Here is a 13324-nt window from a genome sequence, read left to right on the forward strand (position 1 = left end):
GAGGAGGCATGAGGACATCCTTCCAGCAGAACCCCTGGTCCTGCTAACTCGGTGTCCACTACCCGGGGTGAACCTCAGGCGACACCTCGCCCACCATCACCAAGCCCTGCGGAAACGCGTGGTCGAAGTCGATCCCGAACCGGTGTACCTTGTCGATAGCCATGCCGAATCCTTTGTGTCGTCTAATAGTTGGTAACTTCCGGCGGCTCTCCGCCTCGTGCCGCTGCGGCGTCCAGTACCGCGCTCACCTCGTCCAGTTCCCTCCGCAGTACGGCGATGGCGTCCGAGTCCACGAGCAGGACCACCGGGAACGCCTTGCCAAACCGAACTTCCGCGCGGTTTGCGTACGTCAGCGCCCGGACACGAATCGGCAGATCAGCCGTGACGTGGATCTGAACCGTGTCGCGCATGCCACGTCGCGCCTACGCCGCACGTCGGCGAGATACCGCCCGCTTGTCCGAACCAGCCGGCCTGACGGCGGTTTCAATGGTCACGCCTACCTCCTCGGCGTCCCGGCACCGGGCCTGCCCCTGCAACCTGACACCAATCTCCGCCAAAACGCGGGACGTGATCACCACGTGGCAGGACATCTTGGGACGTCCCTGGTACCGTCGAAGACGTCCCTACACGTCCCAAGGGGTGCCGATGCCGAACGAACGCCTGCGCGACGCGCTACTGCGCAACGGCCTGACCTTGGAGCAGGTCGCCAAGGCGGTTGGCGTCGATCAGAAGACGGTCGAGCGCTGGATCACCAAGAACCGGACGCCCTACCCCAAGCACCGGCACAAGATCGCCGCCATGGCGCGCGAGTCGGAGACCTACCTGTGGCCGGACTCGGTGGCCCCGGAGCGCAAGGCCGAGACGGCCGCCGCTGAGCTTGTGCAAGTCTTCCCGCACCGCAACGCCGTGCCCGTTGAGCTGTGGGACCGGCTGATCAAGGAAGCAGCGGAGACCGTCGAGATCCTGGTACACGCCGCACTGTTCCTGGTAGAACGCCCGCGGTTCATCAAGGACCTCACAGCCAAGGCAGCGGCCGGCGCTCGAATCCGGCTCGCGTTCGGAGACCCCGAGGGGGACAGCGTCGCCCTTCGCGGCGAAGAGGAGCAGCTCGGCGACGGGACGCTTGCGGCGCGAATCCGCAACGCGCTGGCGTCCTACCGGCCGCTGGTCGGCGTCGACGGAGTGGAGATGCGGTTCCACAACACGACGCTCTACAACTCGATCTTCAGGTTCGACGACGAGATGATCATCAACACGCACGTGTACGGGTTCCAGGGAGCCCACGCCCCGTCCCTCCACCTGCGAAGACTGTCCGCAGGGGACCTCTTCGAGACGTACTCGGAGAGCTTCGAGTCAGTCTGGAACCTCGCCAAGCCGGCCACCTTCTAGGAGGCAGCATGACCCGAGTCGACTACTACAACGACCCAAACGCACCCAAGGCGAACAGCATCGCAGTGGCGGTGTCCGCGTTCATCCAGGACGACGAAGGTCGGATCCTAATGATTAGGCGCACGGACAACGACCTGTACTCCATCCCTGGCGGCCAACTGGAACTCGGCGAGACGCTAGCCCAGGCCGCAGTCCGAGAGGTCCGGGAGGAAACCGGCATCGAGTGCGAGATCGACGGCGTAATCGGCGTATATTCCAATCCTCACCACATCGTCGCCTACGACGATGGGGAGGTCCGACAGGAGTTCTCCATCTGCTTCCGCGCATCGAAATCAGGTGGGACGTTGGCGACTAGCGAAGAGAGCAAGGAGGCCTCTTGGTTCAAGCCCAACCAGATCTCCGAACTCAACATTCACCCCTCAATCAGACTACGGATTGAACATGCGCTAAACGAGTCACCAGAGGCCTATTTTTCCTGATATCACTAAGCTTTCTTGTTCGCTGCGGATGACGTCGACCAGCGAGATCGCAAATCGTCAGCTTTCCTGTTAAGCCTCTTAGCAAAATGAAGCAAAAATAGGACATATCTCGCAACATCTTCACCGGTTGGCTTACGATCCATGTTGCCATGAGCGATGTCGTTTCTGCATTCCACTATATCTCGAAGTCGAACTCTGATAGAGTGAGATTCTTCCAGTTCAGACTCTTGATCAATAACATCGATTTCGCCATCGCAGACTGGGTTTCCGGATCCAAGCGTAAAGAAGATCCGATCAATACACTCGCTATCTGCGTTATGAACTTCACGCGAGACGATTTGTGCTCGCAGAGTCCCCCGAGGGGGCTTTGCGCTATCGTTCCATAAACTCGACACCGCCCCAAGTTTGGACATCAAAGAAAACCGTTGGTTCACATCACCGCAGCTCACAACTTCCGACAACTTAGGCAATATATGAAGCTCCCGAACCCCCCGGGGTATTTCTTTTGCCGGGAGCGATTGGCTATCGAGATCGTCGACCAGTTCCTCAACAAGCTCCTTGAGGAACCCCTCAAAATGACTCACAAGCAAGACGACTGCCGCACGGCGCGTAGTAGCCATAAGGCCAGCGCTCGTTGAACTCTCCGCTCCAAGTTCTCCATCGCCCACACCTGACTGATCTCTGACATCAATAGACAACAAGCCGCGAACTTCCTCGATGCCAGCATTAAAACTATCGATTGCAGCCATCCTAGCCGCTCAGGTCCGGGAGGTTAACGTCAATTCCAATTGACCGCAGAGCTTCTGCAAATTTTCCTACCCGCAAATGCATCCGAGTCTTATCAGCAGTTGCTCGACCAATCGACGTCAGGAAATCTTCGTCACGAAGTAGCTCCTCCCTGATCTCCCTGATTTTTGCAGACTTTCGCACAAGAGCTTTCTTGTCTGCAAAAGCGGCGGGAATCATGATACTGTCGAAGAGCGCCTTATTGACGTTTCGATGAGCTTTCCCATCGCGCCCCACAACCCTAAACGCCCCATCGCCAAGAGCTTCATATACAGCATCACATGTCGATTCGAACATCTTTAGTTCACGACTCGTGGTCGCCCTATGGCGATTCTTTCTGATATGCGAGTTCAAGAACTGTCGCAGCGGAGGCTTATACAGCTCCACACCACTAGTGAGCGCAAGGAAGCGCAGGACCAATTCTTCATGATCCATGCGACTATTACTATCAGAACCAAGCAGTCGTAAGAGTGATCGGTTTTTAGCCATGCTCTTAAGCGAATCGTTAAATTCCCCGCGATATATACAGTTCCTCAACTCTTGAGCAGTCAGGCTTGCAGCCCCGGTGTTCAATCGCTCGAAGACATCAAACTTGATGTCCGGATGACTTTCCTCGGTAATGACAATGCAGCGTATAGTTCGATTCTCTAGCCGACGCTGATCACGAGGTGCGAGGTCGTCGTAGAATTTACCCTCCAGTTCCTTCAAAACCGAGATCCCACTCAAGGAGAATTTGTTTTTGAGAAATCGACTGATGGTTGTCAGCCTCTGAAGACCATCGATTACCTCGTAGCTGCCGTCTTCATCCTCCGCAAAATAACAGACAGGAATCGGCACATTCAAGAGCAACGACTCGATTAGACGGCTGGCTTTAGATTGATCCCAGACATACTTCCTTTGGTATTCAATCGCAAGCTTTAGTCGACCTCTTGCGATGTCATCCGAAATACCCTTGACACCAAGATCATAAGGCTGAGTGACTAGCTTTCGATCGTCCGTTGACAGATCCAACGGTTCCGCTTGGTCGCGAGCACTGTCAAGTTCGTCTTCAGAATCGAACTCGTCGACATCAGGTAGCTGATCTGTCACGTCTATCCTTCTGCATTGAATCTGAGTTTCGTAACCGACATCATTGCCGAACTTGGCTCTATGGGATCAAGGGCGCGCCGCCGTCGGCGGCGCGCCTGTCGCCCTACGTAGCCCCTCGCCTTGGCGGCCGCCTCCGCTTCCGACACGGCGGGCTGCCGCTCCGCCCGCCCGCCCGGCCGCCACCGGGTCACCTGGCGCAGCGCCGCGCGGCGGCGGCACACCGGTCCCCTGAGCCAACGTCGGCCTCCTCTACGAGCGCTCGTGCCATTCGGGTCGTTCGTGACTCGATCTCCGTTACGCACCGTCGTGGGGGACCTCCATCCCGACGCCTGATCGTGACAACGGCCGGTAGCACCGCGTCAAGACGATGAAGCGTGTCTTGACCCGGCACCACCGGCCGCGTACTGGCTTCATATCGGGATGCAGGGACAGGTGTGGCCGAGCGCCAGGCCGTGCCCAGGCCGTCAGAGGCCGAGGAGCAGCGACAGACGACGAGAACTAACGAGACGCATCAGCGCAGCTCAGAGGCCGTTTACGGCCAAGATCGTAAGGTCGGCGAAGACCGGCTGAGAGATTCTGGACATCTTCGAGGGCACGCAGCAGATTCAGCAGCTGATCGTCGCCAGGCGGATCCTCGGCAAGACGTCAGCTGAGCTCAAGTAGCCGAAGGGCCGCCCTCCAACCGGGGGCGGCCCTTCGCACTGTTCAAGAGATCTGATCGTCCAGGAACTGGTCCAGGTACCGCCACGTCGTGCCCCGCGCCTTCCGGCCCGTCAAGACGCCCAGGTGCCCACCCGGCGCTGTCTTGAAGCGGACCTCTGGGGCCTTGTCCAGCAGCTCCACCACGCGCTCGACCGACGGCCGGGGCGCGATTGTGTCGTTCTCGCCCGCCACCACCAGGGTCGGCACGCGGACCGAGGACAGCGAGATGATCCGGCCGTTCAGGTCCACCTTGCCCTCCGCCAGGTCGTTCGTGCGGAACAGGCGGTGGTACAGCTGGCCGAACGTGCGCCCCGGGTACGCGTACATGTTGCTCATGAAGTGGTCGACCGCCTCGATCTGGGCCAGATAATCCCGGTCGTCGAGGTGGGACAGGATCGCCAGGGGTTTCGTGATTTCCTTGCTGATGCCCGTCGCGCGGAACACGCGGCTGACCAAATAGGACGGTGCGCCGCCGAACACGCGATAGATCGGCGTGAGCAGGTGGCCGTTCGTGAGGTCGACCAGCGGGCGGAACGGGGCCACGATCGGGATGGCCGTGAAGTCCACCGGCGAGCCGATCGCGGTGATCGACGCGATCGGCAGGTCCGGCCGGTCGGCGTTCACCAGCAGCGAGAAGATCCCGCCGAGCGACCACGACACCAGGTGCACGTCCTGGCCGCCGGCGTCCGCGCTCACGCGCCGGATCGCGCGGGGCAGCACCTCGTCGATCCAGTGCTCGATGCCCAGGCGCCGGTCGGAGAACGCCACCGTGCCGTAGTCGACGAGGTAGGTGTTGCGGCCGCCCTCGATGAGGTGCTCGATGAGGCTGCAGCCGCGGCGCAGGTCGAAGCAGATCGCCGGTGCGGCCAGCGGTGGCACCAGCAGGATCGGCGGCCCGGACACCGTCCCGCCGCGGTGCGTCATCCGGTACAGCGAGCGGTTGGGGCCCTGGTCGATCAGCACCCGCGGCATCGGGCGCAGGTCGGCGACGCCGCCGTGCAGCACCTTGCCGACCACGTTCGACGCCGCGGCGGCCAGCCGTGCGGGTGGTGAAACCATTTCTCGTGCCTCCCAAAAGCGGATCCGGAGGCAATCTTGCCGGGCCGGGCGGGCGGACTCAACCGCACCACACCCGCAAGCACCTGGCAAGCACGTCCAATTCGGACAGTCACTGGTCCGTCCGAGTTACCCCCGGCCCGCTCTCCGCGGCCCGTGCTTCGTACGCCGCTCGAGCCGGGGAATGGGCCGCTGAAGCCAAAAGCCGGTCCGCTTTCAACGTCCGGGCGAGCGCTTCACCCGTCCGCCGCGGCAGCAGCCGGGTGAGCTTGCCCATAATGCCCAGCGAGCGGGGCACGAAAACGTCGAAACGAGGCTTGCGCAGTGCGGATACGATGGCGTCGGCCACATCTTCCGGCCGCACGGACTTGAACATCTTGGCCTCGCCGAGGCCGCTCGCGAGCTCCGTCCGCACGATGCCCGGCATCACGCACGAGACGTGCACCCCGCTGCCGTGCAATTCCAGGTGCACCGCCTCGGACAGCCCGACGACGGCGTGCTTGGTCGCGCAGTAGGTCGCCGCGCCGGGGAAGCCGGCCTTGCCCGCGAACGAAGCGACGTTGACGATGTGCCCGGACCGCCGCGGCCGCATCCGTTTCACCGCCTCACGCGTCCCGTGGATGACGGCGTGCAGGTTGATCTCCAGCTGACGCCGGGTCGTCGCGTCGCTTTCGGTGTCGAGGTCGCCGAGCGGCATGATGCCGGCGTTGTTGATCAGCACGTCGATCCGCCCGTGCCGGCGTTCGACCTCGTCGAGGAACGCGGTGAACCCGCGGATGTCGGTGACGTCCAGCGGCAACGCGTCGGCGCCCAGCTCGCCGGCCGTCTTCTCGGCCCGGACCTGGTCGAGGTCGCCGATCACCACCTTCGCGCCCAGCCGGGACAGCGCCGACGCGGTCGCCGCGCCGATCCCCTGCCCGCCGCCGGTGATGACGACGACCTTGCCCGCGAGTTCCATGGCGACTCCTCCGTCTGTTGGCACCGCGTCAACAGTGTCGCCCGTGCCGCCGCGCCGCGCTACCCCACGCGCTGCTCCAGCACCTGCCCGACCCACTCCTCGACGGCGAACCGGACCGTCGGGCGGAACCCGTGGCCCTCGTAGTACCGCTGCAGTTCGCCGTCGCCGCCGGCCCAGCAGTCGACGCGCACGAGATCGATCCCGCGCCGCCGCGCCTCGTCGAGCGCGTACTCGACGAGGCGCCCGCCGACGCGCCGCCCGGTGAACCGCCGCGACGTGATGAGCAGCCGGATGTACAGCTCGCGCTCGTCGGCCGCGGGCACGTGCGGGTCGTGCTCCTCCGAGACGATCAGCGCGCCGGCGGCCTCGCCGTCGACCACCGCGATCCGCAGGCCCGGGTCCGCCGCCATGCCCTTGACCCGCTCGATGCGCTTCGGGACCCGGCTCCACGGCTCGGTCCCCCACTGCTTCGCACTGCCGCGGGCGACCAGCCATTCGACGGCCTCGTCGAAGAAGCGCAGCAGCGTGTCCGTGTCCCCGGAATCACCCGAACGGATGACGGTGTTGTCCATTCCCCTTGTCTACCGCACGGTGAGCACGCGCGGGCCGTCTTCGGTGATGGCGATGGTGTGCTCGACGTGCGCGGCCCGGCTGCCGTCGACGGTCAGGAGCGACCAGCCGTCCTCTGCGTAGCGGTAGGCGTCGCCGCCCCGGGTGAGCATCGGCTCGATCGCCAGCGCGAGACCCGGCTTCAGCCGCATCCCGCGGCCGGCGCGGCCCTCGTTCGGCAGGTGCGGGTCCTCGTGCATCGCCCGGCCGATGCCGTGGCCGCCGTGGTCTTCGAGCATCCCGTGGCCCGACGCGCGACCGGCGGCACCGATCGCGTGCGAGATGTCCCCGAGCTTCGCACCCGGCTGGGCGGCGGCGATCCCGGCGGCCAGCGCCCGCTCGGTGGCCTCGATGAGCGCGAGGTCGGCGGGATCGGCGGTGCCGACGACGAAGCTGATCGCCGCGTCGCCGTTCCAGCCGTCGAGGATGGCACCGCAGTCGATGCTGACGAGGTCGCCGTCCTGGATGCGGTACGCCGTCGGGATGCCGTGCACGACGACGTCGTTGACGCTGGCGCAGAGGACGTTCGGGTAGGGCGTCGGCGCCGACCTCGGCTGGTAGTGCAGGAACGACGGCTTCGCGCCCGCCTCGCTGATGACGTGGGCGGCGACTTCGTCCAGCTCGCGCAGGGAGACGCCGATCGCGGCGGCCTCCTTGACCGCGTGCAGGGTGTTCGCCACCACCCGCCCGGCTTCGCGCATCATCGCCAGCTCGGACTCCGTTTTGATCTCGACCATGGCGATAACTATACCGGTATAGATATTGGTGTCCAGTGGTGGGCGGCCATCTCGTTCAGCCGGTGGCTCGACGCGCGTCATCCGGAGTTCAGGCAGCGCTGATTGACTTCTTCCGTTCACAACCTCTCTGGCGACGAGGACAAATTGACCCAGTCAGTGCCCGCCGGCGACCCGCTGGCCGCCTTCACCGTCGAGCTCGAGGAAATCCGGGCGAAAGCCGCGGCCGCGCAGGAGAAACTCCGGACGGCCGTCGCCACCGTGCAGTCGCCGGACGGCGCGGTCACGGTGACCGTCGGCCCCAGCGGCGTCCTGCAGGACCTCCGGTTCGGCCCCCGCGCGTACGAACGACCCCCGCAAGCCCTTTCCGGCCTGGTGCTGCAGCTGATCGGCCGGGCCCAGCAGAAGGTGTCGGCGGAGGTCGCCGAGGCCTTCAGCGGCATGGTGGGCGAGGACTCGGCCGCCCGCGAGCTGCTGGACGAGTTCCTGCCCGCTCCCGAACCGGACGAGGGAACGCAGCCGGACAAGCGTGACGTGTTCATGCCGGAGCAGGAGGCCGAGGACCGGCCGGCCGCGCCCCCGCCGCCGGGCCCGCCCCAACCGCAGCGTGGTCAGCCGCGCCGCCGTCCCCGGCAGACGCCGGAAGAGGACGACGGCGAAAGCAACCCCTGGTAGTACGGAGGAGAACCGGTGGTTTCCGGAGCAGGTTTTTCGGTCGACCCGGCCGAGCTGCAGAAGTTCAGCCAGTTCCTGTCGGGCACCACGCAACCGGCGGTGCAGGACGCCGCGAACCGGATGCAGGCCGCCAACGGGTTCGACAACGCCGCGTTCGGCATCCTGCTCGCGCAGGTGCTCGCGGTGCCCTCACGGGTCACGATGGCGGTGATCACCGGTGAGATCAACAAGCTCGTCGGGGACATCGGCAAGTCCGCGGCCGACGTGAAGAAGGCCGCCGACACGTACGCGACCCACGACTCGAACACGGCACAGGGTTTGAGCACCTTCGAGACGGAGCTGGGCAAGTGACCGTTCCCATCACGGCATCGAACTCCACGACCGGGGCCGGCGTCTTCGACAGCTGGAAGCAGGTCGGCGACTCGATCGGCAAGGTCCAGACCGAACACGGTGGCGACCTCGCGGCCGTGAGCGTTGAACTGGGCATCAACCTGATCAGCGCCACGCTCGACACCGTCGCGTTCGTCATGGACCCGCTCTCGAAGCTGATCGCCGCGGGCCTGGGCTGGCTGATCGAGCACGTCTCGTTCCTGAAGTGGCCGCTGGACCAGGTCGCGGGCAACCCGTCCGAAGTCACGAAGGTCGCCAACGAGCTGCACAAGATCGGCGAGGCGCTGCGCAACACCGGCACCCAGCTCGACGACACGCTCAAGTCGACGATCACCCAGTGGCAGGGCAAGGGTTACGACAGCTTCAAGAAGTCGATCGACGACCGGAAGGGCTGGATCGACGCCAACGCGAAGGCGTCCGACGTCGCCGGCTACATGGTCGAGACCACCGGGGCGCTGATCGCCGCGGTCCGCGCGCTGCTGCGCGACATCATCACGACGATCCTCGGCGACATCATCTCCACGATGCTGATCGCTCTGGCGATGGCCGCGTTCACCTTCGGCGCGTCGATCGCGGTCGGCGTGAGCAAGATCGTCGTGCAGGTCTCGATCCAGGTGGCGGCGATGGCGGCCAAGCTCGCCAAGGTCGTCGCCTACGCCGGGCGCACGCTGGCCAGGCTCACCAAGCTGTCCAAGCTGGTCAAGCCGAAGCCGGGCGCGTCGGGCGCGGGCCACGAGATGACGAACCTGCCCCCGGGCGGGAACACCGTGCCGAACTTCTCGCGGCCGCTGCCGCCGAAACCGGTGCCGCCGGGCACCGCGGTCACCCACGACGGGCCCGGGGGCGGCGGCGCCACGCCGAGCACGCGGCCACCGGGTGACGGCACCACGCCCAACTTCTCCCGGCCGCTGCCGAAGCCGGCGGACCCGCCGCCTCCGCCGCCCCCGCCGCCCGCGCCCAAGCCGCCGTCCCCGTCGTCGCACCTGAGCGAGCACGACTTCCCGATGATCAAGAAGCACGAGGACTGGCTGAAGACCAAGTTCGGGGACAGCTACAAGAAGATGAAGTTCGTCGACGACTGGCTGAAGGCCAAGCACCCGGACTACTACCCGATGCTGAAGGCCCTCTCCGACGCCAAGAGCTCGAAGAACTTCGTCGGCTGGGCGGGCAAGGACATCGTGCAGGTCGACCGCGGCCTGACCGACATCCAGATGCAGGCGGAAGCAGCGTGGGCCGAAGAGGACAAGAAGCAGCAGCAGCAACAGCAGCCGCAGTAGTTCACGAGGGGCACCTCCCGCCGGAGGTGCCCCTCATCGCAGGTCAGGCGACGCCGAGGTGCCGCGAGATCAGCATCTTCTGGACCTCGCTCGTCCCCTCGCCGATCTCGAGGATCTTCGCGTCGCGGTAGAAGCGGCTCACCGGGAACTCGTTCATGAACCCGTAGCCGCCGAAGATCTGCGTCGCGTCCCGCGCGTTGTCCATCGCCGCGTTGGACGCCACCAGCTTCGCGATCGAGGCCTCCTTCTTGAACGGCTCGCCGCGCAGCATCTTCGACGCCGCCTGGTAGTACGCCAGGCGCGCGGTGTGCGTGCGGACCTCCATGTCGGCGATCTTGAACTGGATCGCCTGGTACTCGCCGATCCGCTTGCCGAACGCCACCCGGTCCTTGACGTACTTGAGGCACTCGTCCACGCAGCCCTGCGCAAGACCGACCGACAACGCGGCGATTGCGACCCGGCCCTCGTCCAAAATGGACAGAAACTGGGCGTACCCGCGCCCCCGGACGCCGATCAGGTTCTCCACCGGCACCCGGACGTCCGAAAAGGACAGCTCGTGGGTGTCCGAGCAGTTCCAGCCGACCTTCGAGTACTTCGGGGCCACCGCGAAGCCCGGCGTGCCGGACGGGATGAGGATCGCCGAGATCTCCTTGCGGCCGTTCTCCATCACGTCGGTGACGGCGGTGGCCGTGACGAACCGGGTGATGTCGGTGCCCGAGTTCGTGATGAACGCCTTGCTGCCGTTGACGACCCACTCGTCACCGTCCAAAGAGGCCCGCGTGCGCGTCGCCCCCGCGTCCGAACCGCCGCCCGGTTCGGTCAGGCCGAAGCCGCCCAAAGCAGTGCCCTCGCACAGCGACGGGAGCCACTCCTGCTTCTGCTCCTGCGTCCCGAAGCGGTAGATCGGCATCGCGCCGAGGGAAACGCCGGCCTCCAGGGTGATCGCGACCGACGAATCGACCCGCGCCAGCTCCTCCAGCGCCAGGCACAGCGCGAAGTAGTCGCCGCCCATGCCGCCGAACTCCTCCGGGAACGGGAGGCCGAACAGGCCCATCTCGCCCATCTTCGCGACGATGGCGTACGGGAACTCTTCCTTCTCGTACAGCTCGCCGATCACCGGCGCGACCTCGGCGTGCGCGAAGTCCTCGACGGTTTTGCGGAGGGACTCGTACTCCTCGTCCAGGCGGAAGTCGATCACTGCTGCTCCTCTTGGGGCGCCACTACGGCAAGGGTTTCGTCGAGCGCGACCTGTTGGCCGGCCCGGACGGGGAGTTCGCTGACCACGCCGTCGATCGGCGCGGTGACGGTGTGCTCCATCTTCATCGCTTCGACGACCAGCAGCGGCGTCCCGGCCTTCACGACGTCACCGGCCGCCACCTTCACCACCAGCACCGTGCCCGGCATCGGGCTGGTGACCGGGCCCGCGCCGGCGGCTTCGCCGCGTGAGGCCAGCACGAACTCCTGCTCCCCGAACGGGAAGCTGAGCCCGTCGCGGGCCAGCCAGACCGTCCGATCCGGACCGCAGGCCTGGCGGTAGCGGTGGAAGCCACCCGCGTGCCGGATCTCGAGCACGTCGCCGTCGCGCCGGGCCGAGACCTGGACCGGCTCGGCGTCGTCGACGAACACCGTGGCAGCGGCGGGCGTGCCCTGCACCCGGACCACCGCGCGGGCGGCGCCGGACTTCAGCCGGAACGTCACCCCGCCGGAGCCGCCCATCCGCCAGCCGTCCGGCACGTCCCACGGGTCCACCACGGGCCCGGACGGCTGCAGCTCCAGGAACCGGTCCACCGCGGCCGCGACGAAGAACTCCGCGGGCACGTCCGTCGAGACCAAAGTGGACAGCCGCCGGTCGACGAGTTCGGTGTCCAGCCGGCCGGCGCGGACGTCGTCGTCGGCCAGCAGCCCCCGCAGGAACGCCGTGTTCGTACCGATGCCCAGCACCGCCGTGTCGGCCAGTGCGAGGTCGAGCCGGTGCAGCGCCGCCGCGCGGTCCGGGCCCCAGGCGATCACCTTGGCCAGCATCGGGTCGTAGTTCGAGCCGACCACCGCGCCGGGCGCCATCCAGGAGTCGACGCGGACGCCGTCGCCGGCCGGCTCGTGCACCGCCAGCACCGTCCCACCGGTCGGGATGAAGCCGCGTGCCGGGTCCTCGGCGTACACCCGGGCTTCGACGGCGTGTCCCTTGAGGACGACGTCTTCCTGCCTGATGGCCAGGTGTTCCCCCGCCGCCACCCGGACCTGCCACTCGACGAGGTCGAGGCCGGTGACCAGCTCGGTGACCGGGTGCTCGACCTGCAGCCGGGTGTTCATCTCCATGAAGAAGAACTCGTCCGGGTCGTGGGCCGACATGATGAACTCGACGGTCCCCGCGCCGACGTACCCCACCGAGCGCGCGGCCTCGACCGCCGCCGAGCCCATCTTTTCGCGGGTGACGTCGTCCAGCAGCACCGACGGCGCTTCCTCGATGATCTTCTGGTGCCGCCGCTGCAGGCTGCACTCGCGCTCGCCGAGGTGGATGACGTTGCCGTGCGTGTCGGCCATGACCTGGATCTCGATGTGCCGCGGTGTCGTGACGAACCGCTCCATCAGCAGCGTGTCGTCGCCGAACGACCCCTTGGCCTCCCGCCGCGCGGATTCGATCGCCGCGTCGAGCTCCTCGGGGGCGTGCACCAGCCGCATCCCCTTGCCGCCACCGCCCGCGGACGGCTTGAGCAGCAACGGGTAGCCGACTTTCGAAGCCGCCGAGGCGAAGTCACCGTCCGGGATGTCCACATCGGACGCACCGGGCACGACCGGGACCCCGGCCTTCGACACCGTCGCCTTGGCGCGGATCTTGTCGCCCATGGCGTCGATCGCCGCGACCGGCGGACCGATGAACACGAGACCGGCGGCCTCGCAGGCCCGCGCGAACTCGGCGTTCTCCGCCAGGAACCCGTATCCCGGGTGCACGGCCTGCGCACCCGACGACACGGCAGCGTCCACAATGGCCGGAATCGAAAGATAACTCCGAGAAGCCTCCGCCGGGCCGATCCGGACGGCGGTGTGCGCCTCCCGGACGTGCCGCGCGTCGGCGTCCGCGTCGCTGTACACGGCGACCGCACGGATGCCGAGGTCCCGCAGCGTGCGGATCACCCGGACCGCGATCTCGCCCCGGTTCGCGACCAAAACTGAGTCGAACAT

At 65.9% G+C, this 13324-nt stretch carries 14 protein-coding genes; 5 read left to right on the forward strand and 9 right to left on the reverse strand.

Features of this window, described 5'->3' with window-relative positions:
- Positions 1 to 182: 182 nt before the first annotated feature.
- Positions 183 to 410: a hypothetical protein gene (locus tag ISP_RS40885; RefSeq protein ID WP_014467708.1), complete on the reverse strand. Its 228-nt coding sequence runs from the start codon at positions 408 to 410 to the stop codon at positions 183 to 185.
- Between the two features lie 235 nt (positions 411 to 645).
- On the opposite strand from ISP_RS40885, the gene ISP_RS40890 reads away from it, so the two are divergent.
- On the forward strand, positions 646 to 1389 hold the full coding sequence (locus ISP_RS40890; RefSeq protein ID WP_013229650.1) for a DUF5919 domain-containing protein: 744 nt from the start codon (positions 646 to 648) through the stop codon (positions 1387 to 1389).
- An 8-nt stretch (positions 1390 to 1397) separates the two neighbouring features.
- Positions 1398 to 1868, forward strand: coding sequence for an NUDIX hydrolase (locus ISP_RS40895; RefSeq protein ID WP_013229651.1), 471 nt, complete (start codon positions 1398 to 1400; stop codon positions 1866 to 1868).
- A gap of 5 nt (positions 1869 to 1873) precedes the next feature.
- On the opposite strand, the gene ISP_RS40900 is transcribed toward ISP_RS40895, so the two are convergent.
- From ISP_RS40900 to map, 6 genes are all read right to left on the reverse strand, one after another.
- On the reverse strand, positions 1874 to 2617 hold the full coding sequence (locus ISP_RS40900; protein ID WP_141748527.1) for an MAE_28990/MAE_18760 family HEPN-like nuclease: 744 nt from the start codon (positions 2615 to 2617) through the stop codon (positions 1874 to 1876).
- A gap of 1 nt (position 2618) precedes the next feature.
- Positions 2619 to 3743, reverse strand: a complete 1125-nt coding sequence (locus ISP_RS40905; protein ID WP_158314415.1) for a DUF262 domain-containing protein — start codon at positions 3741 to 3743, stop codon at positions 2619 to 2621.
- Between the two features lie 705 nt (positions 3744 to 4448).
- Complete coding sequence (locus tag ISP_RS40910; RefSeq protein WP_013229652.1) at positions 4449 to 5504, reverse strand: alpha/beta fold hydrolase; 1056 nt, start codon at positions 5502 to 5504, stop codon at positions 4449 to 4451.
- Between the two features lie 109 nt (positions 5505 to 5613).
- Entirely contained in the window at positions 5614 to 6459 is an 846-nt protein-coding gene (locus ISP_RS40915; protein ID WP_013229653.1) for an SDR family oxidoreductase, read from the reverse strand.
- Between the two features lie 59 nt (positions 6460 to 6518).
- Positions 6519 to 7031: a GNAT family N-acetyltransferase gene (locus tag ISP_RS40920; RefSeq protein WP_013229654.1), complete on the reverse strand. Its 513-nt coding sequence runs from the start codon at positions 7029 to 7031 to the stop codon at positions 6519 to 6521.
- Positions 7032 to 7040: 9 nt separating this feature from the next.
- Entirely contained in the window at positions 7041 to 7805 is a 765-nt protein-coding gene (gene map, locus ISP_RS40925; RefSeq protein ID WP_013229655.1) for a type I methionyl aminopeptidase, read from the reverse strand.
- Positions 7806 to 7949: 144 nt separating this feature from the next.
- Between map and ISP_RS40930 the strand changes: the two genes are divergently transcribed.
- The 3 genes from ISP_RS40930 to ISP_RS40940 are packed head-to-tail and all read left to right on the forward strand — an operon-like array spanning position 7950 to position 10144.
- Entirely contained in the window at positions 7950 to 8477 is a 528-nt protein-coding gene (locus ISP_RS40930) for a YbaB/EbfC family nucleoid-associated protein (protein ID WP_230468589.1), read from the forward strand.
- A gap of 15 nt (positions 8478 to 8492) precedes the next feature.
- Positions 8493 to 8828 carry a hypothetical protein gene (locus ISP_RS40935; RefSeq protein WP_013229657.1) on the forward strand — a complete coding sequence of 112 codons (336 nt, stop codon included), beginning with the start codon at positions 8493 to 8495 and terminating at the stop codon, positions 8826 to 8828.
- Positions 8825 to 10144 (forward strand): hypothetical protein, encoded by a 1320-nt coding sequence (locus tag ISP_RS40940; protein ID WP_013229658.1) that lies wholly within the window; start codon positions 8825 to 8827, stop codon positions 10142 to 10144. The genes ISP_RS40935 and ISP_RS40940 overlap by 4 nt, the downstream gene beginning before the upstream one ends.
- 43 nt (positions 10145 to 10187) lie before the next feature.
- Here the strand turns inward: ISP_RS40940 and ISP_RS40945 are convergent, their stop codons facing one another.
- Together ISP_RS40945 and ISP_RS40950 are read right to left on the reverse strand one after the other, a co-directional pair.
- A complete protein-coding gene (locus ISP_RS40945) occupies positions 10188 to 11342 on the reverse strand; it encodes an acyl-CoA dehydrogenase family protein (protein WP_013229659.1) in 1155 nt (384 codons plus the stop codon).
- Positions 11339 to 13324 (reverse strand): acetyl-CoA carboxylase biotin carboxylase subunit, encoded by a 1986-nt coding sequence (locus tag ISP_RS40950; protein ID WP_013229660.1) that lies wholly within the window; start codon positions 13322 to 13324, stop codon positions 11339 to 11341. Before ISP_RS40950 ends, ISP_RS40945 begins: the two co-directional genes overlap by 4 nt.

The organism is Amycolatopsis mediterranei, assembly GCF_026017845.1.
Classification (GTDB): Bacteria; Actinomycetota; Actinomycetes; order Mycobacteriales; family Pseudonocardiaceae; genus Amycolatopsis; species Amycolatopsis mediterranei.